This is a genomic window from Curtobacterium oceanosedimentum (genome assembly GCF_040545555.1).
GTDB lineage: Bacteria > Actinomycetota > Actinomycetes > Actinomycetales > Microbacteriaceae > Curtobacterium.
Genome location: NZ_JBEPMD010000001.1, coordinates 216,127 through 239,202, shown reverse-complemented (window position 1 = coordinate 239,202; position 23,076 = coordinate 216,127). Strand labels below are relative to the sequence as shown.

General features: G+C 71.6%; 22 protein-coding genes. 4 read left to right on the top strand and 18 right to left on the bottom strand.

What is annotated here, in order from left to right:
* The first annotated feature begins 109 nt into the window (after window positions 1-109).
* Window positions 110-454 (top strand): hypothetical protein, encoded by a 345-nt coding sequence (locus ABIC52_RS01110; protein WP_161972601.1) that lies wholly within the window; start codon window positions 110-112, stop codon window positions 452-454.
* 175 nt (window positions 455-629) lie between these two features.
* Here the strand turns inward: ABIC52_RS01110 and aroB are convergent, their stop codons facing one another.
* The 9 genes from aroB to ABIC52_RS01065 form a co-directional block, all read right to left on the bottom strand.
* Window positions 630-1,712 (bottom strand): 3-dehydroquinate synthase, encoded by a 1,083-nt coding sequence (aroB, locus tag ABIC52_RS01105; RefSeq protein WP_126890813.1) that lies wholly within the window; start codon window positions 1,710-1,712, stop codon window positions 630-632.
* 11 nt (window positions 1,713-1,723) lie between these two features.
* On the bottom strand, window positions 1,724-2,296 hold the full coding sequence (locus ABIC52_RS01100) for a shikimate kinase (protein ID WP_209677524.1): 573 nt from the start codon (window positions 2,294-2,296) through the stop codon (window positions 1,724-1,726).
* 68 nt (window positions 2,297-2,364) lie between these two features.
* Window positions 2,365-3,615 (bottom strand): chorismate synthase, encoded by a 1,251-nt coding sequence (gene aroC / locus ABIC52_RS01095; protein WP_209823565.1) that lies wholly within the window; start codon window positions 3,613-3,615, stop codon window positions 2,365-2,367.
* Between the two features lie 55 nt (window positions 3,616-3,670).
* Window positions 3,671-4,702, bottom strand: coding sequence for an endolytic transglycosylase MltG (gene mltG / locus ABIC52_RS01090; protein WP_354026403.1), 1,032 nt, complete (start codon window positions 4,700-4,702; stop codon window positions 3,671-3,673).
* Window positions 4,703-5,379: 677 nt separating this feature from the next.
* Window positions 5,380-5,823 carry a Holliday junction resolvase RuvX gene (gene ruvX, locus ABIC52_RS01085; protein ID WP_174234742.1) on the bottom strand — a complete coding sequence of 148 codons (444 nt, stop codon included), beginning with the start codon at window positions 5,821-5,823 and terminating at the stop codon, window positions 5,380-5,382.
* Between the two features lie 8 nt (window positions 5,824-5,831).
* Window positions 5,832-8,489, bottom strand: a complete 2,658-nt coding sequence (gene alaS / locus ABIC52_RS01080; protein ID WP_126892044.1) for an alanine--tRNA ligase — start codon at window positions 8,487-8,489, stop codon at window positions 5,832-5,834.
* 55 nt (window positions 8,490-8,544) lie between these two features.
* Entirely contained in the window at window positions 8,545-8,727 is a 183-nt protein-coding gene (locus ABIC52_RS01075) for a hypothetical protein (protein ID WP_066654557.1), read from the bottom strand.
* Window positions 8,728-8,857: 130 nt separating this feature from the next.
* Complete coding sequence (rpsD, locus tag ABIC52_RS01070; protein ID WP_058726527.1) at window positions 8,858-9,487, bottom strand: 30S ribosomal protein S4; 630 nt, start codon at window positions 9,485-9,487, stop codon at window positions 8,858-8,860.
* A gap of 253 nt (window positions 9,488-9,740) precedes the next feature.
* Window positions 9,741-11,165 carry a replication-associated recombination protein A gene (locus ABIC52_RS01065; protein ID WP_126892048.1) on the bottom strand — a complete coding sequence of 475 codons (1,425 nt, stop codon included), beginning with the start codon at window positions 11,163-11,165 and terminating at the stop codon, window positions 9,741-9,743.
* A 129-nt stretch (window positions 11,166-11,294) separates the two neighbouring features.
* Here ABIC52_RS01065 and ABIC52_RS01060 point away from each other — a divergent pair, with 129 nt between their 5' ends.
* Both ABIC52_RS01060 and ABIC52_RS01055 read left to right on the top strand, forming a co-directional pair.
* Window positions 11,295-12,107, top strand: a complete 813-nt coding sequence (locus ABIC52_RS01060) for a peptidylprolyl isomerase (protein ID WP_209677268.1) — start codon at window positions 11,295-11,297, stop codon at window positions 12,105-12,107.
* Window positions 12,108-12,256: 149 nt separating this feature from the next.
* Complete coding sequence (locus tag ABIC52_RS01055; RefSeq protein ID WP_354026402.1) at window positions 12,257-13,489, top strand: DUF349 domain-containing protein; 1,233 nt, start codon at window positions 12,257-12,259, stop codon at window positions 13,487-13,489.
* A 202-nt stretch (window positions 13,490-13,691) separates the two neighbouring features.
* On the opposite strand, the gene ABIC52_RS01050 is transcribed toward ABIC52_RS01055, so the two are convergent.
* From ABIC52_RS01050 to ABIC52_RS01030, 5 genes are all read right to left on the bottom strand, one after another.
* On the bottom strand, window positions 13,692-14,654 hold the full coding sequence (locus tag ABIC52_RS01050) for a bifunctional riboflavin kinase/FAD synthetase (protein WP_126892042.1): 963 nt from the start codon (window positions 14,652-14,654) through the stop codon (window positions 13,692-13,694).
* Between the two features lie 8 nt (window positions 14,655-14,662).
* Complete coding sequence (locus ABIC52_RS01045) at window positions 14,663-15,103, bottom strand: hypothetical protein (RefSeq protein ID WP_126892041.1); 441 nt, start codon at window positions 15,101-15,103, stop codon at window positions 14,663-14,665.
* Between the two features lie 111 nt (window positions 15,104-15,214).
* On the bottom strand, window positions 15,215-15,580 hold the full coding sequence (locus ABIC52_RS01040; RefSeq protein ID WP_126892040.1) for a hypothetical protein: 366 nt from the start codon (window positions 15,578-15,580) through the stop codon (window positions 15,215-15,217).
* Window positions 15,577-16,539 (bottom strand): tRNA pseudouridine(55) synthase TruB, encoded by a 963-nt coding sequence (truB, locus tag ABIC52_RS01035; protein WP_126892039.1) that lies wholly within the window; start codon window positions 16,537-16,539, stop codon window positions 15,577-15,579. The genes ABIC52_RS01040 and truB overlap by 4 nt, the downstream gene beginning before the upstream one ends.
* Window positions 16,540-16,589: 50 nt before the next feature.
* Complete coding sequence (locus ABIC52_RS01030) at window positions 16,590-17,036, bottom strand: hypothetical protein (RefSeq protein WP_126892038.1); 447 nt, start codon at window positions 17,034-17,036, stop codon at window positions 16,590-16,592.
* A gap of 85 nt (window positions 17,037-17,121) precedes the next feature.
* Here ABIC52_RS01030 and ABIC52_RS01025 point away from each other — a divergent pair, with 85 nt between their 5' ends.
* Window positions 17,122-17,988, top strand: coding sequence for an HhH-GPD family protein (locus ABIC52_RS01025; protein ID WP_435526054.1), 867 nt, complete (start codon window positions 17,122-17,124; stop codon window positions 17,986-17,988).
* 91 nt (window positions 17,989-18,079) lie between these two features.
* Here the strand turns inward: ABIC52_RS01025 and rbfA are convergent, their stop codons facing one another.
* The 4 genes from rbfA to nusA all read right to left on the bottom strand — a co-directional run bounded on the left by rbfA (window position 18,080) and on the right by nusA (window position 22,968).
* A complete protein-coding gene (gene rbfA / locus ABIC52_RS01020; RefSeq protein WP_126892037.1) occupies window positions 18,080-18,529 on the bottom strand; it encodes a 30S ribosome-binding factor RbfA in 450 nt (149 codons plus the stop codon).
* An 88-nt stretch (window positions 18,530-18,617) separates the two neighbouring features.
* Window positions 18,618-21,479 (bottom strand): translation initiation factor IF-2, encoded by a 2,862-nt coding sequence (gene infB / locus ABIC52_RS01015; RefSeq protein WP_209677270.1) that lies wholly within the window; start codon window positions 21,477-21,479, stop codon window positions 18,618-18,620.
* Window positions 21,480-21,554: 75 nt separating this feature from the next.
* Window positions 21,555-21,872, bottom strand: coding sequence for a YlxR family protein (locus tag ABIC52_RS01010; RefSeq protein ID WP_082687788.1), 318 nt, complete (start codon window positions 21,870-21,872; stop codon window positions 21,555-21,557).
* A 100-nt stretch (window positions 21,873-21,972) separates the two neighbouring features.
* Window positions 21,973-22,968, bottom strand: coding sequence for a transcription termination factor NusA (gene nusA / locus ABIC52_RS01005; RefSeq protein WP_209677272.1), 996 nt, complete (start codon window positions 22,966-22,968; stop codon window positions 21,973-21,975).
* Window positions 22,969-23,076: the final 108 nt, after the last annotated feature.

Below are 23,076 nucleotides of genomic sequence, written 5' to 3'. Positions count from 1 at the left end.
CGGCCCTGCGGGCCTGCCCCGCTCCTGCACAGCCGGGAGGCGCGACGCACCGTCCACAGGTCGGCGCACCACCCACGTACGGTCGGGTCCACTGCACGACCCTCGTCACATGGACACTGCACGCATGACCGCGGCGATCGCTGCGACGGCGTCGATCGCCGCTGCGGTCGTCAGCTGGTTCGGCGCCTTCCAGGCACGACGCACCGCGGACCGTGACCATGCCTGGTCGCGCTTGGTCTGGGCGCTCGCTCGGCGACGGGACAGCCCGGAGTACGACATCTCGAAACGTGTGCTCGTGGCGCTCGAAGACGTAGCGTGGTGGTCCGAACCGGACCGGCGGCTGGCCACGCAGGCGCTGCGTCGCATCGTCGCGGCCGAAGCTCAGCCCGATGACACCATGACGACCACCGACGGAAGGACCGGATCAGATGCCGCTCCGGAGACCACTCCCTGACGCACCGGATCTCGACGTCGACGGGCGGGAGCAGTACTACGCGTGGGTGAACGGAGCAACGGTCGACGAGTTCCGGGAGTGGAAGCGTACCGATGTCCTCACCGTCTCGCTCCGCGTGAAGTGGTGGTGGCGTCGAACGTGCCGCAAGCTCCGCTGACCGCGGCGTACGGACCGGCTAGACGCCGACCTCCTGGTAGGCGGTGAAGAGCAGGTGGTCCTCCGGGCCCTCGAGGGTGACGGGCTTGCCGACCCCGTCGAGGATGATGAACCGGAGCATGCCCGCACGCGCCTTCTTGTCACGACGCATGGTGGCGAGCAGGCCCTCCCACCGTCCGAGTCCGTAGCTCGTCGGCAGCTCCAGCGACTCGAGGATCGACCGGTGCCGGTCGACGGTCGCGTCGTCCAGGTGTCCCGTCAGCCGCGCGAGTTCGGCGGCGAACACCATGCCGACCGACACCGCCGCGCCGTGCCGCCACTGGTAGCGCTCGGCGTGCTCGATCGCGTGCCCGAGGGTGTGCCCGTAGTTCAGCACCTCCCGGCGCCCCTGCTCGGTGAAGTCCTCGGAGACGACCTCGGCCTTGAGCGCGATCGCGAGCTCGACGACGCGGCGGAACTCCGGCGTCGTCGGGTCGGTGACGCGGTCGACGTCGGCCTCGATCACGTCCAGGATCTCGGGCACCGCGATGAAGCCCGCCTTGACGATCTCGGCGAACCCGGTGAGCACGTCGTTGCGTGGCAGCGTCCGGACGAGGTCGAGATCGGCGACCACCGCGCGCGGGTGGTGGAAGGCCCCGACCAGGTTCTTGCCCTCGTTGGTGTTGATGCCGGTCTTCCCGCCGACGCTCGCGTCGACCAGTCCGAGCACGCTCGTCGGCATCGCCAGGAACGGCACGCCCCGGAGCCAGGTCGCCGCGACGAACCCGGCGAGGTCGGTGACGGCTCCCCCGCCGAGGCCGATGACGGCGTCGGTGCGGGTGAAGTCCGCCTGGCCCATGACCTGCCAGCAGAACGCGGCGACCTCGATGCGCTTGGCAGCCTCGGCATCGGGGACCTCGGCGATCAGGGCGTCGAGCCCGGCGTCGACGAGGACGGTGCGGAGCTCGTTCGCCCGGGCACCGAGGGTCGGCGCGTGCACGATGAGCACCTTCGCCACCCGCTGGCCGAGCAGCGACGGGACCGAGCCGAACAGGTCGTTGCCGACCACGACGAGGGAGCCGCCCTCGCCGCCGACCCGGATCTCGGTGGTGCCCTCGGGCAGGTTCGACGCGGTCACGGTGTCCCTCCGGTGGTGTGCTCCTGGTCGGAGCCGGTGCGCCCCTCGTCGGAGCCGGTGCGCCCCTCGTCGGAGCCGGTGCGCCCCTCGTCGGAGCCGGTCTGCTGCTCGGTCACCCACGCGACGACGTCGCGGACGACGTGCGACATCGGGCGTCGCGAGGTGTCGAACGTCGCGTGCGCGAGCTCGGCGTAGGTCGCTGCCCGCTCGTCGGCGATGGTCTGCCACGCATCGATCCCTCCCTGCGCCAGGAGCGGTCGGTCGCTCCCGGCGATCCGCGCCGCGACGGCCTCGGGTGACACCGTGAGCAGCACGATGCGCGAACCGCGCAGGGCCGCCCGCGTGTCCGGGTGCGTCACGGCGCCTCCGCCGACCGAGACGACGCCGCCGGTCGCGACGGCCGCACGCACCGCCTCGGCCTCGAGCTCGCGGAACGCCGGTTCACCACGGTCGGCGAAGATGCCCGGGATCGGTCCGTGTGCTCGTGCGATGACCCGGTCGGTGTCGGTGAACGGCACACCGAGCGCCTTGGCGACGCGCTTGCCGACGCTCGACTTGCCGGCACCCATCGGTCCGATCACGACGACCGGCACGTCGGTTCCCGGGACTGCCCCGGTGGTCGACGCGTCGGCGCCGGTCACCGGACCGACGTGGACTCGGCCGCGTGCGACCCGGCCGCCTGGGACGCTGCGCCGTCGGTCCGGCGGGAACGCAGGGTCTCCGGCAGTGCCGCGAGGTAGGCGTCGAGGTTGCGCTTCGTCTCGGTCAGGCTGTCGCCGCCGAACTTCTCCAGCACGGCATCGGCCAGCACGAGCGCGACCATCGCCTCGGCCACGACACCGGAGGCCGGCACCGCGCAGACGTCGCTGCGCTGGTGGTGGGCGGCGGCGTCCTCGCCGGTGGCGACGTCGATGGTGTGCAAGGCGTGCGGGACGGTCGCGATCGGCTTCATGCCCGCACGGACGCGGAGGACGGTCCCGGTGGACATGCCGCCCTCGGTCCCGCCGGCGCGGTCGCTCGTCCGGACGATCTCGCCGTCCTCGCGGTACAGCTCGTCGTGCGCCTCGGACCCGCGGCGTGCTGCGGTGGCGAACCCGTCGCCGACCTCGACGCCCTTGATCGCCTGGATGCCCATGATCGCCGCGGCGAGTCGGGCGTCGAGTCGACGGTCCCAGTGCACGTGCGAGCCGAGCCCGGGCGGGACACCGTAGAACAGCACCTCGACGACCCCACCGAGGGTGTCCCCGTCCTTCTTCGCCGCCTCGACCTCGGTGACCATCCGTGCGGAGGTCTCCGGGTCCGCGCAGCGGAGCTGGTCCTCGTCCAGGCGGTCGACGTCGTCGGGCAGGGGCAGCGGCGTGCCGTCGGGCACGCGGACGGTGCCGACCTGCAGGGTGTGGGCGACCGAGCGGATGCCCAGCTCGGCCAGGAAGGACTTGGCGACCGCACCGAGTGCGACCCGCGCCGCGGTCTCGCGGGCGGACGCACGCTCGAGGATCGGTCGTGCCTCGTCGAAGCCGTACTTCTGCATGCCGACCAGGTCGGCGTGGCCGGGGCGCGGCCGGGTCAGGGGGGCGCTGCGGCCGCGGGACATCTCGGTCGACTCGACGGGCTCGGGGTTCATCACCTCGACCCACTTGGGCCACTCGGTGTTGCCGATGCGGATCGCGATGGGGCTGCCGAGCGAGGAGCCGTGGCGCACGCCACCGGAGACGTGGAGCTCGTCCTGCTCGAACTTCATCCGCGACCCGCGTCCGTAGCCGAGCTTCCGTCGCGCGAGGTCGGTGCGGATGGACTCGAACGACACCGGGACGCCCGCGGGCAGGCCCTCGAGCATCGCGATGAGTTCGGGTCCGTGGGACTCACCAGCGGTCAACCAACGAAGCATGTCGACCATCCTCCCACAGGGTCCGGTCGTGCGACGCGACCGGACCCTGCGGGCACTACTGGTACTCGGGGTGCGCCCGGAGCCAGGCCTGGAACTGCTTCACGGCCACCTGGTGCTCCGCGTACGTGTCCGAGAAGACGGTCTCGCCCGTGTCCAGGTCGACCGTCACGAAGTAGAGCCACTTGCCGTCGGCCATGTTCGTGACGGCCTTGATCGCGACGTCGCCCGGGTTCGAGATCGGTGCCGGGGGCAGCCCCTTGTGCACGTAGGTGTTGTACGGGTTCCCGGCGTCGGCGCGTTCGGCGTCGGTCGTGGTCACCTTGTGCGTGTTGCCCGTCCCGTAGGCGACGGTCGCGTCCGACTGCAGCGGCATGTCGATGTCGAGCCGGTTCTGGAACACCCGGGCGACCTTCGGGTAGTCGGCGGCGAGGCCCGCCTCCTTCTGCACGAGCGAGGCGAAGACGACCACCCGCTCCTGGTCGGCCTCGGCGACCCCGGCGGCGGCCAGGTGCTCCTTCATGGTGTCGACCATCGACTGGAAGTACTGCTTCGCGGTCCACCCGGGGTTGATCGGGTACGTCGCCGGGAAGAGCCACCCCTCGAGCGTCGTCGCGCCCGCGGGGAGCCCGTAGGCCTGCACGTCCTTCGCGGCTGCGCTCACCTCGGCCTCGGACAGCCCCGCCTTCGAGACCATTCCCGCCTCGATGTCCTGCAGCGCGGTCCCCTCCGGGATCACGATCGAGGCCTGGACGCGGTTGCCGGAGTCCTTGAGCGCGGCGAGGGCGGCCTTCGAGCTCATCTCCTTCTTCAGCTCGTACGACCCCGGCTGGAACGAGACGTCCGGCGAGGTCAGCAGCAGCTTGTAGAAGACCTTCGAGCTCTTCACGACCCCGCTGCGCTGCAGGGTCTTCGCGACGTCCTCGCCGATGTCGCCCTGCTTGATGGTCACGGTGACCTTGCTCGTCCCGTCGCCCGTGTAGTCGTCGGGCTCGCTGGAACCGCCGACGGCGCTGATCAGCTGCTGCACCTTGGGCGCGGCGAACGCGTACGCACCGACGCCACCGACCAGGACGAGGGCGACGATCACGATGCCGGCGATCAGCGGCCCTCGACGCCGCTTCGGTCGCGGCTCGCGCGGCGGCCGGGAGGCTCCTCCGCCTCCGCCACTCCGCCCGCGTCCGTCTCCGGTACCGCCGGCCCCGTGGTCGCCCCCGGCAGCTCCGCCCCCGGCGGCGGCTGCGGCTGCGGCTGCGTCCGGTCCGTCGGAGTCGCTCGCGGCGCGCGCGCTCCGGCCCGACCGGGATCCGGCACGGGCATCGCGGACGGCCTGGGCGTCTGGCGCCCTGAGTTCTCCGGTCAGCAGCGCCCGGACGTCGGGGTGCAGCTCGTCGTCCGATCTCGCGACCGGTGCGTCCGCCGGAGAGGAGGGTCGCACCGTCGCCGGCTGCGACGCCGGACCACGCGCGTCGGGACCCGCTGCGGCCGCACCGCCGTCGGTGTCCTCCGCCGGTGCGGGGCCCCGGCGTCCGCGTTCGGACCCTGCCGCCTCGGCGGCGCGGGCCTCCCGCCGGGACATCGGTCGGTCGGGCTCGGCGGCGGGTTCGGCGGTGCCACGTCGCCGCCCGGCGTCGTCGCCGGGCGCGATGATGGCGTCCCAGTCCAGGTCGTCTGCCAAGGGATCCTCGGTCTCTCGGGTCGGGGGCTCCACCTGGGCCCCGTCGGTCCGGGAACGACGGTCTCCCGACCCGTCCCGGGGCCGGTCGGTCAGGGAAGCGTTGCGCCGGGAGCGGCGCTGGACGCACGCTCGTGGTCGAGCGCGTGTTGCAGGATGATAACAGCGGCCGCTTGATCGATCACGGCCCGGGACTTCTTCGTGTTCCTCCCGGCCTGGTGCAACCCGCGCTGCGCCGTCACCGTGGACAAGCGCTCGTCGACCAGCCGTACCGGCCGGTGCTCGGCGAGCAGCTCCGCGAACCCCCTGGCGTCCGCGGTCGACGCGGTGTCGTCGCCGGACATCGACAGGGGCAGCCCGACGACGATCTCGAGCACGTCGTACTCGTCGGCGAGCTCGACGATCCGGCGCACGTCGGTCGCCTGCGCCCGGGGCACCGTCTCGACCGGCGTGGCCAGCAGCCCGTCCCGGTCGCACACGGCGACACCGATGCGGGCCTTGCCGACGTCGACCCCGAGACGACGCCCCGGACGGATCGGCACGCTCAGCCCGCCAGTCGCGCGGTCACGGCGCGCAGTGCCGCGGGCAACGCCGCCGCATCGGTGCCGCCACCCTGGGCGAGGTCGGGCTTGCCGCCGCCGCCACCACCGAGCACGCCGGCCGCCTCCTTGGCGAGGGGGCCCGCCTGCACCCCGGCCGCCCGCGCAGCGTCGTTCGTCGCCACGATCACCACGGGCTTGCCGGTGATCACCGCACCGAGGACCACGACCGCGGCGCCGTCACCGAGCTGACCACGGACGCCGGTCGCCAGGGAGCGCAGGTCGTCGCCGGACTGCAGCCCGTCGACCGTCTCGGCGACCACCGTCACGGCGCCGACGGTCTCGGCCTGCCGCGCGATCGACGGCACCCGCTGCTGCAGGTTCGCCGACTCGAACTCGGCGATCCGCTTCTGCGCGGTGCGGAGGTCCTCCATGAGCCCCTGCACGCGGGTCGGCAGGTCCTCGCGGGGCGCCTTGAGCGCGCTCGAGAGCTGCGAGACGATCGTCCGCTCGACGGCGAGGTCGCGGAAGCCCTCGAGGCCGACGAGGGCCTCGACGCGGCGGTTGGTCGACCCGACGCTCGACTCCCCCACCAGGTTGACGAGGCCGACCTGCGCGCTGGACGCCACGTGCGTGCCACCGCAGAGCTCGCGCGACCACGGGCCGCCGATGTCGACCATGCGGACCTCGCTGCCGTACTTCTCGCCGAACAGCGCCTGTGCGCCGAGCGCCTTGGCCTCGTCGAGCGGGAGCACGCGGGTCTGCACCGCGAGGTCGGAGCGGATCGCGGCGTTCACGACCTCCTCGATCTCGGACCGGGTGGCGCCGGAGACCGGCTGCGACCACGAGAAGTCGAGACGCATGTAGCCGGACTTGTTGTACGAGCCGGCCTGCAGGGCCTCCGGGCCGAGCACGTCGCGGAGCGCCGCGTTCACGAGGTGCGTCGCGGAGTGCGCCTGGGTCGCCCCACGGCGGTACTCGGCGTCGACGACCGTCGTCGCGGGGTCGCCGACACCGACCTCGCCGGAACGGACCTGGACCGTGTGGCTCCAGAGGCCGGCGACCGGGCGCTGCACGTCGAGCACCTCGAGGTCGAAGCCGTTGCCGACGATCGAGCCCTGGTCGGCGTCCTGGCCACCGGACTCGGCGTACAGGGACGTCTCACCGAGGATCACCTCGGCGATGTCGCCGGCGACGGCGCGGTCGACACTGACGCCGCCCACGATGATGCCGAGCACGGCGGACTCGGCCTCGAGCGCGTCGTAGCCCAGGAAGACCGTCTCGCCCTTCGCGCGGAAGGCGCTGTAGACGCTGAGGTCGGCGAGGGCGGTCTTCTTGCTCTTCGCGTCGGCCTTGGCACGGGCACGCTGCTCCGACATCAGGGTCTCGAACGCCCCGCGGTCGACCTGGACGCCGGCCTCGTCCGCCATCTCCATCGTCAGGTCGATCGGGAAGCCGAACGTGTCGTGGAGGAGGAACGCGGTGTCGCCGCCGATCGAGGGGGCGCCGTCCTGCTTCGCGCGCTCGACCGCGACGTCGAGGATCGTGGTGCCCTGCGCCAGCGTCCGGAGGAACGTCTCCTCCTCGGCGTAGGCGATCCGGGCGATGCGGTCGAAGTCGCTCGCGACCTCCGGGTAGGCCTCCTGCATGGCGTCGCGCGAGGCCGGGAAGAGCTGCGGGAAGGTCGCGCCCTCGACACCGAGCAGGCGCATGGCCCGCACGGTGCGACGGAGCAGTCGGCGCAGGATGTAGCCGCGACCCTCGTTCGACGGCGTCACACCGTCCGTGACGAGCATGAGCGAGGAACGGACGTGGTCGGCGATGACGCGCATCCGGACGTCGTCCTCGTGCACGGCGCCGTAGCGGCGACCGGAGATCCGGGCGGCCTCGTCGAGGACCGGGCGGACCTGGTCGATCTCGTACATGTTGTCGACACCCTGCTTGATGAAGGCGACGCGCTCGAGCCCCATGCCGGTGTCGATGTTCTTGTTCGGCAGTTCGCCCGTGATCGTGAAGTCGTACTTCGACCGCACGTCGGCGATCTGGTACTGCATGAAGACCAGGTTCCAGATCTCGACGTAGCGGTCGTCGTCGGTGGCGGGTCCGCCGTCGATGCCGTACTCCGGACCACGGTCGAAGAAGATCTCCGAGCAGGGGCCCGCGGGACCGGGCTGGCCGGTCGACCAGTAGTTGGTGTCCTTGCCGAGGCGCTGGATCCGCTCGTCCGGCAGCGACGAGTGCTGCTTCCAGAACGCGATCGCCTCGTCGTCGTCCTCGTACACCGTGACCCACAGGTCGTCGGCGGAGAAGCCGAGGCCACCGTCTGCCTCCGGGGTGGTCAGGAACTCCCAGGCGTACTGGATCGCCTGCTCCTTGAAGTAGTCCCCGAACGAGAAGTTGCCGTTCATCTGGAAGAACGTGCCGTGCCGAGGGGTCTTGCCGACCTCCTCGATGTCGTTCGTGCGGATGCACTTCTGCACGCTCGTCGCACGCGGGTACGGAGCCGGGACGAGCCCGGTCAGGTACGGGATGAACGGGACCATGCCGGCGACCGTGAAGAGCAGCGACGGGTCGTCCGAGACGAGCGACGCGGACGGGACGACGGTGTGTCCGCGGTCGCCGAAGAACTGGAGCCAACGGCGGCGGATCTCTGCGGTCTGCATGGTGCTTCCTGATTCAGGTCGGCGGGGGTGCGTGGGAGCTGGGACTCGGTGACGCTCAGGCGTCGGTGCGGAGTTCGGCCTCACGGGAGCGGTACCCGTCGGCCACGGCGTCGGTGAACGCCTTCGTCCGCGCGTTCACGTCCGCGAAGAGCCGTGCGCCGCCCGGCGTGTTCGCGATCCGGTGCGCGGCGGCGAACCCGATGACGACGCCGACGGCGACGAAGAACAGCTGCTTCACGGTGCCTCTCCCTCTCGCGCACGCGAGCAGTGCGTGCCCGAACGAGTGTAGTGGCGCGGGGCAGCCGGGACGCCGAACGGCGGGCCGTCCTCCTGAGAGGACGACCCGCCGTTCGGGTGTGATCGGTGGATCAGCGAGCTGCGTAGTACTCGACGACGAGCTGCACTTCACAGGTCACGGGGACCTCGGCGCGCTTCGGGCGACGGACCAGGCGGGCCTGGAGCTTGTCGATCTCGACCTCGAGGTAGCCCGGGACCTTCGGCAGGACTTCCTGGTGCCCACCGGCGGCGGCGACCTGGAACGGCTCGAGGGACTCGGAGCGCTGCTTCACGTGGATGAGCTGCCCCTCCTTCACGCGGAAGGACGGACGGTCGACGAGCTTGCCGTCGACCAGGATGTGACGGTGCACGATCAGCTGACGGGCCTGCGCGGTGGTGCGGGCGAAGCCGGCACGCAGCACGAGGGCGTCGAGGCGCTGCTCGAGGAGCTCGACGAGGTTCTCACCCGTCAGGCCCTTCGTCTTGCGGGCCTCTTCGAAGACGATGCGGAGCTGCTTCTCGCGGATGCCGTACTGGGCGCGCAGACGCTGCTTCTCACGGAGACGGACGGCGTAGTCGCTGTCCGCGCGACGGCGGGTGCGGCCGTGCTCACCGGGGCCGTAGGGGCGCTTCTCGAGGTAACGGGCCGCCTTCGGCGTCAGCGGGATGCCGAGCGCGCGCGAGAGGCGGGTCTTGCTGCGGGTGCGTGACTTGGTAGACACAGGGTCCTTTTCTCTGTCTGAACTGAATGACTCGCCGGGCACACGACCGACCGCGGGCATCGAGCGCACGTGGGTGGTCGATCCCGGCGACGGGATCCAGAGGGATGAGCCTGTGGGATCGGACGGCTACAGTCCGAACCTCTGCCCCCGTCCCACCGGGGTGGGACTCTGTCCTCGGCGCAGCCGCACGCGAGGACCAGGACGTAGGCCCGTCAACGATAGCAGCATCGGGACCCTGGGTGAAGCACCGGGCTCACTCGCCGCGTGTGATCTTCCGGAGTCGTTCGAGCCGGGGGCCGACCTCACGCTCGTACCCGTTGCCGGTCGGCGTGTAGTACTCCGTGCCCTCGAGCGCGTCGGGCAGGTACTGCTGGCGGGCGACCCCGTGCTCGGCGTCGTGCGAGTAGACGTACCCCTTGCCGTGCCCGAGCCGCTTCGCCCCCGGGTAGTGCGCGTCGCGGAGGTGCACCGGGACGACGCCCATCCGCCCGGCCTTGACGTCCGCGACCGCCGCGTTGACGCCGTTGTACGACGCGTTCGACTTCGGGGCCGTGGCGAGGTAGACCACGGCCTCGGCCAGGGGGATGCGCCCCTCGGGCATCCCGATGAGCTGCACCGCCTGCGCTGCCGCGACGGCGATCGGCAGGGCCTGGGGATCGGCCATGCCGATGTCCTCGGACGCCGAGATGATGATGCGTCGGGCGATGAACCGCGGGTCCTCGCCCGCCTCGATCATCCGCGCGAGGTAGTGCAGCGCGGCGTCGACGTCGCTCCCCCGCACGGACTTGATGAAGGCGCTGATGACGTCGTAGTGCTCGTCGCCCTGCCGGTCGTACCGCAGCAGCGCCCGGTCGACCGCCGCAGCCACCGTGTCGGCGTCGACCAGCGGCACCGTCTCGACGTCACCGAGGGACAGGTCGTCGAGGGCCGTGTCCTCGTCGGGGTCAGCGTCGTCGGCGTCGGCGTCGCGCGCGTCGTCGGCCCGCGCGGCGATCGCCGAGGACGCGGCGGCCTCGAGTGCGGTGAGCGCTCGACGGGCGTCACCGGAGGACAGTCGGACGATCGCCGCCCGTGCGTCGTCGCCGAGGACGACCGAGCCGCCCAGTCCGCGCGGGTCCTCGACCGCCCGGTCGACGAGCATGCCGAGGTCCTCGTCGGTCAGTGGCTTGAGCGTCAGGAGGAGGGAACGTGAGAGCAGTGGCGAGATCACGGAGAACGACGGGTTCTCGGTCGTCGCGGCGATGAGGATCACCCACCCGTTCTCGACGCCCGGCAGCAGGGCGTCCTGCTGGGCCTTGCTGAACCGGTGGATCTCGTCGAGGAACAGCACGGTGGTCGAGCCGTAGAGGTCACGGTGCGTGAGGGCCTTCTCCATGACCTCGCGCACGTCCTTCACGCCGGCGGTCACGGCCGAGAGCTCGACGAACTCGCGACCGGACTGCCGGGCGATCGCCTGCGCCAGGGTCGTCTTGCCGGTGCCCGGCGGCCCCCAGAGGATCACGGACACCCCGCCCGGGTTCTCGCGTGTGCCGGTGGCGAGCTGCACCAGCGGGCTGCCCCGCCCGAGCAGGTGCTGCTGCCCGGCGACCTCGTCCAGGCTCGTCGGCCGCATCCGCACCGCCAGCGGGACGGACCCCTGAGCCAACCCCGCGCGACCACCCGTCGTGGGCGCGCGCATGCCCGATCGATCCGCTGCCATGCTCCGATCGTAGGCCGGACCGCCGACGTGCTGCGTGCCTCCAGGCCGGCCGTGCCCCTCGGTCCGCTACGCTCGTCGGCACAGTCGACGAGAGGTCCGATCAGCACCGTGGCACCGAAGAACCAGGCGCGCGACAACCGCGAGGCGCGCGAGCGGCTCCGTCTCTACCAGGCCCGACAGGGGGTGCACGACCGGCAGCGACGCCGGCGGGTACGGGACAACGTCGTCGGCACGGGCGTGCTCCTCCTGGTCGCGGCGCTGGCCACCGGGTCGCAGCTCGCCTTCGCGGGGTCGCAGGCCGGGGACACGCCGGACGCGAGCGCGAGTGCGACGTCCACCCCGACCCCTTCGGCGAGTGCGACGGCCGGCAACACCGGCACGGTGCCGAGCAAGGGCATCGCGGACGGGGCGACCTGGACCGGCTCGCTGACGCTGAACAAGAGCGTCGAGCTCGGCATCGAGCTCGACGGCGAGGACGCTCCGCAGGCGGCGAGCGTCGAGATCGACCTCATCCGCAAGCAGTTCTACGAGGGCACCACCTGCCACCGCCTGGCCGACAGCGCCGACTTCCGCTTCCTGCAGTGCGGGTCCGCGAACGGCGACGGGACGGGCGACGCCGGGTTCCAGTACGGCCCGCTCGAGAACGTCCCGAGCGACGGCAGGTACGCCGAGGGCACCCTCGCGATCGCGCGTGGTGCGTCGCCGTACTCGCAGTCGACGCAGTTCTTCATCGTCTACGGCGACACGACCCTGGACGGCTCGACGGGCGGGTACACCGTCGTCGGCAAGGTCACGAGCGGGCTCGACGACCTGGAGCGCGAGATCACCTCGAAGGGCATCGCGTCGGCGGGCTCGGACGGCACCGGTGCGCCGAAGGTCGCGACGACGATCACCGGCGCGACCATCCGCAAGGCCGACTGACCGGACGGGTCGGCCCCGGCACCGAGTACCCGGTCGTCCACAGCCCGGACGTCGGACTGGCCCCCGGGACCCTCCGGTGCAATAGGCTGACGACCTGACCGTGCCGACGGCGACGTCGGTGATGCACGACCACGATCGAGGCGAGACCTGTGGGACCTGACGAAGCAACGACCTGGGGCCGGGTCGACGAAAACGGGACGGTGTACGTCCGGTACGACGACGGCGAGAAGGCCGTCGGCGAGTACCCGGACGCCACCCCGGACGAGGCCCTCGCGTACTTCGCGCGCAAGTACGCCGACCTCGAGGGGCAGGTGAAGATCGCCGAGCAGCGCGTCCAGCGCGGCGCCTCGGCGACCGACGTCGCCCGGACCGTCGAGCACCTGCGCACGCAGGTCGCCGAGGCCCGTGTGGTCGGCGACCTGAAGTCGCTCGAGAACCGCGTCGCGAGCCTGTCCGAGCAGGTGGGCTCGCTCACCAAGGAGCAGCAGGCACAGGCACAGCAGGCACTCACCGACGCGCTGGCGTACCGCACCTCCCTGGTCGAGGAAGCCGAGTCACTCGCCGCCGTCGACCCGGCGCGCGCGCAGTGGAAGCAGATCACCGCGCAGCTCGACGACGTCTTCGCCCGCTGGCAGCAGCACCAGCACGACGGCCCCCGCCTGCCGAAGAACGAGGCCAACGAGCTCTGGAAGCGCTTCCGAGCCGCCCGTTCGACGGTCGACCAGCACCGCCGCGCCTTCTACTCCGAGCTCGACGCACAGCACCGCGACGCGCGGAACCGCAAGCAGGAGCTCGTGCAGCAGGCCGAGGCGCTCGCGACCCGCGGGTCGGACGGCATCCCCGCGTACCGCGAGCTGCTCGACGACTGGAAGCGTGCCGGTCGCGCCGGGAAGCGCCACGACGACGCGCTCTGGGCACGGTTCAAGGCCGCCGGCGACGTGCTCTTCGAGCAGCGCCACGCCGAGACCGCGGTGGAGAACGAGGAGTTCTCCGCGAACCTCGTCGCGAAGCAGGCCCTGCTGACCGAGGCCGAGCCGCTCCTGCAGCAGACCGACCGTGTCGCCGCCCGCCGCACCCTGACGGACATCCAGCGCCGGTGGGACGAGATCGGCAAGGTCCCGCGTGGCGACGTCCGCCGGATCGAGGACCGACTGCGTGCGGTCGAGGACCACGTGCGGAGCCTCGAGGACCAGCACTGGAAGGCCTCCGACCCCGAGCGCAAGGCACGGCAGACCGGCCTCGCGAGCCAGCTCGAGGACGCCATCGGCAAGCTCCAGGCCGAGCTCGAGGCCGCCCAGGCCTCCGGCGACTCCCGCAAGATCAAGGAGGCGCAGGAGGCCCTGGACGCCCGCAAGATCTGGCTCGACGCACTCGGGAGCTGACGAGCACCACGCAGAGGACGCCCCGCGACCGTCGATCGGTCGCGGGGCGTCGTGCTGCGTGCCGTGTGCTGCGTGCCGTGTGCCGTGTGCCGTGTGCCGTGTGCCCGAGACTCGGGCTGCGCGACGGTCCTCGTGCTCGGACGCGCGAGAGGCGTCGCTCAGGCCGAGACTCGCACGCGGCCGGGCCGCCCCGAGTACGGCGTCAGACCGGTGCGGGCAGCCCGAGCAGCAGACGGATGTCGAGGTCGTCCTGGCGCATCTGGGCCGCGAGCTCGTCCATCGACGAGAACGCGACCATGCCGCGCACGTAGGAGACGAACAGCACCGAGATCGTGTCGCCGTACAGGTCGATGTCGACGTCGAGCAGGTGCGCCTCGATCTGCTTCGCCGGGACGCCCTGGAACGTCGGGTTGTTGCCCACCGACACCGCTGCCGGGTACACGGTGCCCTCGTGCAGCACGCGGGCCGCGTAGACGCCGTCCGCGGGGACGAACCCCTCGCACGCCGGGTCGAGGTTCGCCGTCGGGTACCCCATGGCACGACCACGCTGGTTCCCGTGCACCACGGTGCTCCGGACCGCGTGCTCGCGACCGAGCAGGCGGGCGGCCTCGGCAACGCGACCGTTGCCGAGCAGTTCGCGGATCCAGGTCGAGGAGACGCGGCGTTCGTCGGACGGGCGGACGTCGTCGCGCAGGTCGACGTCGTCGATGAGCTCGACACGGAAGCCGTGCTGCTCCCCCAGTCGACGCAGCAGGTCGACGTCCCCGGCGCCGCGGGCACCGAAGCGGAAGTCGCTGCCGACGAAGACCAGCTCGGCGTGCAGGGTGCCGACCAGGATCTCGGAGACGAACGCCTCGGGCGCCTGCGACTGCAGGTCCTGGTCGAAGCGGAGCAGGAGCATCGCGTCCACCCCGATGTCCTCGAGGAGCTCACGTCGCTGCGCGGTGCTCGTCAGCGCGGGTGGCACGCGGTCGGGGTCGATGACGCTGAGCGGGTGGCGGTCGAAGGTCACCACGGTGGAGACGAGTCCGCGATCGCTGGCGGCACGCTCGAGGTGCGCGATCACCGCGCGGTGTCCGACGTGGACCCCGTCGAACTTGCCGATGGTGACGGCGCTCGGGCCGAAGCCCTGCGCCACGTCCGCGACGTCGTCGTAGTACTGCACGCCGGGCCCTACTCGCCGACCGTCGCGGACGCCGTGGCGGGCTCGGCGACGGCGGTCCGGTGGTGCTTCCGCAGCCACCAGAGTCCGGCGATCGGGAGCACGAGCGGCGCGAAGACGTAGCCGAGGCCGTAGTACGACCACACGGTGTCGTCGGGGAACAGCTGCCGGTCGAGCAGCGACAGGGTGCCGACGATCAGCACACCGGCCATCTCGAAGCCGATGGTCACGCACGCGACGCGGTACCAGGCGCGGCCGGGGGCGATGAGCGCGATCATCGCGACGATGTAGACCACGGCCGCGACGGCACTGAGCGTGTAGGCGAACGGCGCGAACGAGAACTTCTCGATGATCTGGACGACGCTGCGCCCGGTGGCCGCGAGGGCGAGGATGCCGTACACGGCGATGAGGACGCGGCCGACGCCGGTCGCGAGGGAGGATCTGTTCGCCACGGCGACGAGTCTACCGACGACGGGTGACGTGCGCGGACGCCCGGCAGCCGGCACCGGCACCGGCACCGGCACCGGCAGCGCGCAGCAGCCGAGCACGCAGCGCGCCCGAGGTCAGTTCAGCGCGAACCAGATCTGGTACATGCGGTAGACCATCACCGCGACGGTGAAGGCCCCCGCTCCGAGGACGACCGTGCTCCACTTCGTGCGGTCGATCAGCGCCCACAGGATCGCAGCCGGCGGCACGAGCAGCACCGACACGGCGTACACCCCGAACTCGAGCGCGTTGCCCTGCGGCGGACTGCCGACCGCGGGGAGCACGAGCGAGATCACGCCCTGCGCCAGGAGCAGGAGCTCGATCACCGCGAGCGAACCGACCGTGTAGTCGTTCGGCTTCCAGCCGAGGAACCCGACCACCACGGCGAACAGCCCGGCGACGACGGCCAGCGCGAGCTGCACCCACATGAACCACTCGATCACGCGTGCGCTCCGTCCGTCGTGGTGCCGACGGTCGTCGGCGCCGGGAAGTTCGTGATGACCCGCAGGCGACCGCGTCGCACCGACACGAGGCCGACCAGTCGGTCGTCCTCCTGCGCCACCGCGGCGACCGGGCCGTCGTGGTCGGGGTGCTCCAGCGCGACCCGCTTGCCGTCCGTCAGGTCCTTCGCCGCAGCCGCGTCGAGCGTGACGACGTCGAACAGTCGCCGTGCGACGTCCGCCGGACGTGCCAGGGCTGCTGCGACGTCGACGGAGTCGTCCTCGAGGTCCACCGCGTCCGCCACGTCGAACGGTCCGACGGCGGTGCGTCGGAGGGCGGTGAGGTGGGCGCCCGTCCCGAGGGCGGCGCCGACGTCCCGCGCCAGGGCCCGGACGTACGTCCCCGAGGAGCAGTCGACCACGACGTCGACGTCCACCACGGGGACGTCCACGCCGTCGACGGTGACGGTGTGGTCGTCGCGCCCGGTCACGAGGAAGCGGGACACCGTGACCGTGCGGGAGCGCAGGACGACCTCCTCCCCCTTCCGGGCGAGGTCGTAGGCCCGTCGCCCGTCGACCTTGATCGCACTCACCGTCGAGGGCACCTGGTCGATCACCCCGCGCTGGGCGGCGACCGCGTGCTCGATCGCGTCGTCGGAGACGTCCGCGCCGGCGACCCCCACGGCTGACGTCGGCGTGCCGTCCGCGTCGTCCGAGTCCGTCCCGACGCCCAGCCGGATCGTCGCCGTGTAGGTCTTGCCGAGGCCGACCAGGTGTGTCAGGAGCCGCGTGGACGGCCCGGCACCGAGCAGCAGCAGGCCGGTCGCCATCGGGTCGAGGGTGCCCGCGTGGCCGATCTTCTTGAGACCGAGCCGCCGACGTGCGATCGACACCACCCGGTGACTGGAGATGCCCTGCGGCTTGTCGACGAGGAGGATGCCGTCAGGCGGGGTAGCGAGCACCGGACGAGGCTACCAGCGACGTGCGGCTGCCCGACCTCGCACAGCCTCGGTCAGCAGGCGTCGTTCCACTCGCGTCGGGGGTGGTCCGGGTCCGTCACGTCGAGCACGGCCGAGGCGGCGATCTTGACGTCCGCGCGACGCTCGAGTCGGCCGTCCTCCTGCTCCACCCACAGCGACCAGCGCCAGAGGTTCCTGGTGCCCGACGCGAGCAGGCCCTGCCCGTGCACGACGAGCACGCCCTCGCCCGCTCCGGTCGTGCGGAACGGGGTGACGACGTCGGCGCGGAGGACGTCGAGGTCGGTGGAGGGGGCCGCCGCGGCCATCGCGGACACACCGTGCTGCTGGAACGCCGCGACCAGCGCAGCAGCAACCCGCTCGAGGTCGGTGCCGTCCTGACCGTCGATGCCGACGACCGTCCGGTTCGTCCCGACCTGTGCGATCACCTCGCTCGCGATCGCGGCCATCGTGTCGGTCTCCTGCGGTGCCCAGCGTGCCATGCACCCACCGTAGGCTGTCGTGGTGAACGCGAGCGGAGCCTCCCGGCCGTCTGTGGAGAACCCGACGGACCCGAGCCGTCCCGACATCGCCGCCCCGCTCGTGGCCTGGTTCCGCGCCCAGGCGCGCGACCTGCCGTGGCGCCGCCCGGGCTTCCCCGCCTGGGGCACCCTGGTCAGCGAGATCATGCTCCAGCAGACGCAGGTCGCGCGGGTGGTCCCCCGCCTGGAGGCGTGGCTCACCCGGTGGCCGACCCCTGCGGACCTCGCGGCGTCACCGCCCGGCGACGCGGTCCGTGCCTGGGACCGGCTCGGCTACCCGAGACGCGCGCTCGCGCTGCACGCGGCGGCGACCGCGATCGCCGAGCAGCACGACAACGTCGTCCCGCGCGACGTCGACGCGCTCCTCGCCCTGCCCGGCATCGGTGACTACACCGCCAGGGCCGTCGCGGTCTTCGCGTACGGCGACCGGCACCCCGTCGTCGACGTCAACGTCCGGCGTGTGCTCGCCCGGGCGGTCCTCGGCGAGGGCGAGCCCGGTCCCGCGAAGGCGAAGCGGGACCTGCCGCTCATGGAGTCGGTGCTCCCCGAGGACCGCGACGACGCCGCCGCGACGAACGCCGCGGTGATGGAGCTCGGCGCGCTCGTCTGCATCGCCCGCTCCCCCGCGTGCGACGCGTGCCCGATCGCGGACCGCTGTGCCTGGCGGGCGGCCGGCTACCCGGAGCACGACGGGCCGCGGGCGCCGAGGCAGGCACGCTTCGCCGGCAGTGACCGCCAGGTGCGCGGCCTCGTGATGGCCGAGCTGCGGGCGAGCGACGTGCCCGTCAGCCGTGACGAGGTCGACCTGGTCTGGCCGGACGCCGAGCAGCGTGCCCGGGCGCTCGCATCCCTGTTGCGCGACGGGCTCGTGGTCGGCGACGACGCGACCGGGTACCGCCTGCCCGACGCCTGACCGACGCCGAGTGCGACTCCGCCGGGCCGCCCGACGCACGACGACGGCCGCCGGACTCCTCGTCCGACGGCCGTCGTGCTGCTGCAGTGGATCAGGCGCGCTCGTCGCGCTCTTCGTCCTCGTCGTCGTCGTGCTTGTACGGGTCGGCGTCGCCCGCGTACTGCGCTCCGGCCGACGCGGCCCGCACCTGCGCGTCGCGCTGCTGCGCCTGGACGAGCAGGTCCTCCATGTGCGCCGACGTCTCGGGCAGCGCGTCCGCGATGAACTCCAGCGACGGGGTGAGCCGCGCCGTGATGTTCTTGCCGACCTCGCTGCGGAGCATGCCGGTCGCTGCCTTGAGCGCCGCAGCGGAGTCGGCGCGCTCCTCGTCGGTGCCGTACACCGTGTAGAACACCGACGCGTGCTGCAGGTCGCCGGTCACCCTGACGTCGGTGATGGTGACGAAGCCGAGGCGCGGGTCACGCAGCCCCTTGTCGAGCCGCCGAGCGACGACTTCCTTGATGCGGTCCGCCATCTTGCGTGCGCGCTGCGGATCGGCCATGGGTGCCTCCTGGGGCAGGAATCTTCTGGTGGAACGGGACGGACCCCGCCCCTCCCGGAGGAGGAGCGGGGTCCAGGATAGCCAGGCGTCAGTCGCGCGGCTTCTCGACGAGCTCGGTGGTCTCGATCTCGTCACCGATCTGGATGTCGTTGTACTTACCCAGACCGATACCGGCCTCGAAGTCCGTGCGGACCTCGGTGACGTCGTCCTTGAAGCGACGCAGCGACTCGATGGCCAGGCCGTCGGCGAGCACCACACCGTCACGGATGACGCGCGCCTTGGCGTTGCGCGTGATCGTGCCGGAGCGGACGATGACACCGGCGATGTTGCCGAACTTCGAGGAGCGGAACACCTCGCGGATCTCGGCGACACCCGACTGGACCTCTTCGTACTCGGGCTTGAGCATGCCCTTGAGGGACTGCTCGATGTCCTCGAGTGCGTTGTAGATGACCGAGTAGAAGCGCACGTCGATGCCCTCGCGCGCAGCACGCTCGCGGGCCTTGACGTCCGGGCGGACGTTGAAGCCGACGACGATCGCGTTGTCGATCGTGGCCAGGTCGATGTCCGACTCCGTGATCGCACCCACACCGCGGTGCAGGATGCGGAGCTGGACGCTGTCGTCGACCTCGATGTCCAGGAGCGACTGCTCGAGTGCCTCGACGGCACCGGAGACGTCACCCTTGATGATGAGGTTGAGCGAGTCGACCTTGCCCTCCTCGAGAGCACGGGTGAAGTCCTCGAGCGAGATGCGCTTGCGGGCCTTGGCCAGCTGGGCGTTGCGCTCGGCTGCCTCACGCTTCTCGGCGATCTGGCGGGCAGTGCGGTCCTCTTCCGTGACCAGGAAGGTGTCACCGGCGCGCGGCACCGACGACAGACCCTGCACCTGGACCGGGCGGCTCGGCGTCGCGGCCTTGACCGCCACACCGTTCTCGTCGGTCATCGCACGGACGCGGCCGTAGGCCGTCCCCGCGACGATGGCGTCACCGACGTGCAGCGTTCCGGACTGGATGAGCACCGTGGCGACCGAACCGCGACCCTTGTCGAGTCGGGCCTCGATCGCGACACCACGGGCGTCCTTGTCGGGGTTCGCACGCAGGTCGAGACCGGCGTCCGCCGTGAGCAGCACCGCGTCGAGCAGGTCCTGGATGCCGACGTTGTTGCGCGCCGACACGTCGACGAACATGACGTCGCCGCCGTACTCCTCGGCCACCAGGTTGTACTCGGTGAGCTGCTGCCGGACCTTCGCCGGGTTCGCGCCCTCCTTGTCGATCTTGTTCACCGCGACCACGATCGGCACACCGGCCGACTGGGCGTGGTTCAGCGCCTCGATCGTCTGGGGCATGATGCCGTCGTCCGCCGCGACCACGAGGATCGCGATGTCCGTCACCTGCGCACCACGGGCACGCATGGCGGTGAAGGCCTCGTGACCCGGGGTGTCGATGAACGTGATCGGACGCTCGATGCCCTCGTGCTCGGTGACGATCTGGTACGCACCGATGTGCTGCGTGATGCCGCCGGCCTCGCCCTCGACCACCTTCGAGTTGCGGATGGCGTCGAGGAGTCGGGTCTTACCGTGGTCGACGTGACCCATGACGGTGACGACCGGGGGACGCTGCTGCAGGACGGAGTCGTCCTCGTCGGCGTACTCGGCGTCGATGTCGATGTCGAAGCCCTCGAGGAGCTCGCGGTCCTCGTCCTCCGGCGAGACGATCTGGATCTTGTAGCCGAGTTCCTCGCCGAGGACCTCGAACGTCGCCTCGTCCAGCGACTCGGTCGCCGTGGCCATCTCACCGAGGTGGAACAGCACGGTCACCAGGTTGCCGGGCATGGCGTCGATCTTGTCCGCGAAGTCCGAGATGCTCGCACCGCGACGGAGCCGCACGACCGTGTTGCCGTCGCCACGAGGGACCTGCACACCGCCGAGCGACGGCGCCTGCCGCATCTCGTACTCGGCGCGCTTCGTCCGCTTCGACTTGCGGGCACGGCTCTTGCCGCCACCACGACCGAACGCACCTGCGGTACCACCACCGGGGCCACGACCGCGGCCACCGCCACCGGCGGGACGCGGGCCGCTGAAGGCCGGACGGGGGAAGCCGCCACCGGCACCACCGGCACCGCCCGGACGACCACCGGGGCCGCCACGACCGCCACCCTGGCCCGGGCGCTGCCCGAAGCCGGGGGCACGGTTCGCCTGACCGGGGCCACCGGGACGCGGAGCACCCGGGCGCGGCACGCCGGGACGCGGCGGGGCCGGGCGCGGAATGCCGTTGCCGCCACCGGCACCGCCGGCGGGACGCTGACCCATGCCCTGGTTGGACGAGTACGGGTTGTTGCCGGGACGCGGCGGGCGCGAGCCCATGCCCTGGCTCGACGCGTAGGGGTTGTTGCCCGGACGGGCACCCGGCTTGGGGCCACCCGGCTTCGGGCCGGCCGCGGAGCCGGGCTTCGGCGCGCCACCGGGCTTGACGGAGTCGCTCTTCGGAGCGCTCGCGCCGTCATCGGTCTGCTCGCCCGACGCTGCCTTCTCGGCGGCGGCGGCCTTCTCGGCAGCGGCGGCCTTCTGCGCAGCCTCGGCCTCGGCCTGGCGCTGTGCGACGGACTTCGGCGCTGCGGGCGTCGGGGTCTCGTCGACGGGCGCCTGGACCTCGGGCTCGGCCTTCGGCGCGGGAGCCGGACGCGCCGGACCCGGGCGGGGACCGCCGGGCTTCGGGGCGCCGGACCGCGGGGCGGCGGCCTTCGCGGGAGCACTCGGGGTCGCCGAGGCCGCGGGCTTCGACGCCGTCGAGGCGCCGTCCGCCTGCAGCGCAGCACGGAGCTTGCGCGCGACGGGGGGTTCCACACTGGAGCTCGGGCCCTTGACGAACTCGCCGAGTTCCTTGAGCTTCTCCATTGCGGTCTTGCTGTCGACACCGAGTTCGGATGCGATCTCGTGTACGCGTGGTTTTGCCACTGTTCTCCTTCACGGGTCCCACCCCGCGAAGGGGGCAGGACTCACTGGATGACGGGTCTCACTTCGAGCCGCTCATCAGTTGTCCATAAGCCGTTCAGCCTGTTCTGTCGTGTCCCGGTGACGCGCCTGCTCTTCGGCGCTGAGCGCCTCGAGGTAGTCACGTACCGCTGACGTGTCCGGTTCACGGTCGAGCCGGAGCGCGCGGCGGTAGGCCCTGCGCTTGACGGCCTGATCATGTGCTTCGACGGTCGGGGTGAGCCAGGCTCCCCGCCCCGGCATGACTGCCTTCGGGTCCGCCACGACGCGACCGTCGCTCAGGGCGACGACACGGAGGAGGGAGGACCGGGGAGCACGACGACGACTGCCGATGCATGTTCTGACGGGAACCACCATACTCCTTGCCTCCGACCACCGCGATCCGGCGCGCCCGGACGAGCCACGCCACCAGCGAAACGGTGCCGGGCGACAAGGGCCGCCCGACACGATCCGACTCCTACTCGTCGCCGTCCAGGATCGAATCGGGCTGGATGTCGATGCGCGCGCCGGTCAGCTTGGCGGCGAGGCGGGCGTTCTGCCCCTCCTTGCCGATCGCGAGCGACAGCTGGTAGTCCGGCACCAGGGCACGGACGGCCTTCGTCGAGGCGTCGAGCACGAACGCGCTCGTGACCTTCGCCGGCGACAGCGCGCTCGCGACGAACGAGGCCAGGTCGGAGGAGTAGTCGACGATGTCGATCTTCTCGGCACCGAGCTCGGTCGTGACGGCACGGACGCGCGCGCCGAGCTCGCCGATGCAGGCGCCCTTCGCGTTGACGCCCGGCTCGTTCGCCTTCACCGCGAGCTTCGTGCGGTGCCCGGACTCGCGCGCGATCGAGGTGATCTCGACCACGCCCGAGGCGATCTCGGGGACCTCGAGCGCGAAGAGCTTCCGGACCAGGCCCGGGTGCGTGCGCGACACGGTGATCTGCGGGCCCTTCGCGCCGCGGCCGACGCTCGTGACGTACACGCGGATGCGGTTGCCGTGCTTGTACTCCTCGCCCGGCACCTGCTCCTCGGGCGGCAGGATCGCCTCGACGGTGCCGAGGTCGACGTGCACCATCTTCGGGTTCGGACCCTGCTGGATCACGCCCGCGACGATGTCGCCCTCCTTGCCGCGGAACTGGCCGAGGATCTTGTCGTCGCCGATGTCGCGCAGGCGCTGGTTGATGACCTGCTTCGCGGCGAAGGCGGCGATGCGACCGAAGTCGCTCGGCTGGTCGACGGCCTCGCCGACGACGGTGCCGTCCTCGTCGCGCTCCGGCACGTAGACGGAGACCTCGCCGGACTTGCGGTCGAGCTCGACGCGGGACTGCGCGTCGACGGGCTCGTCGTTCTCCGCGCGGTGCTTCTGGTACGCCGTCAGGATGGCGGATTCGATGATGCGGACGAGTTCGTCGAACGGGATCTCCCGCTCGCGCTCCATGAGTCGCAGGACTGCGAGGTCGATCTTCACCGAGGTGCCTCCGTATTCAGCTGAGTCGCTCCCGCGGGTGGATCTGCGCGGAAGTCGGCGACCAGACTACCCCAGGACGAGCGACGGACGGGAGGCACGTGGCGGGCC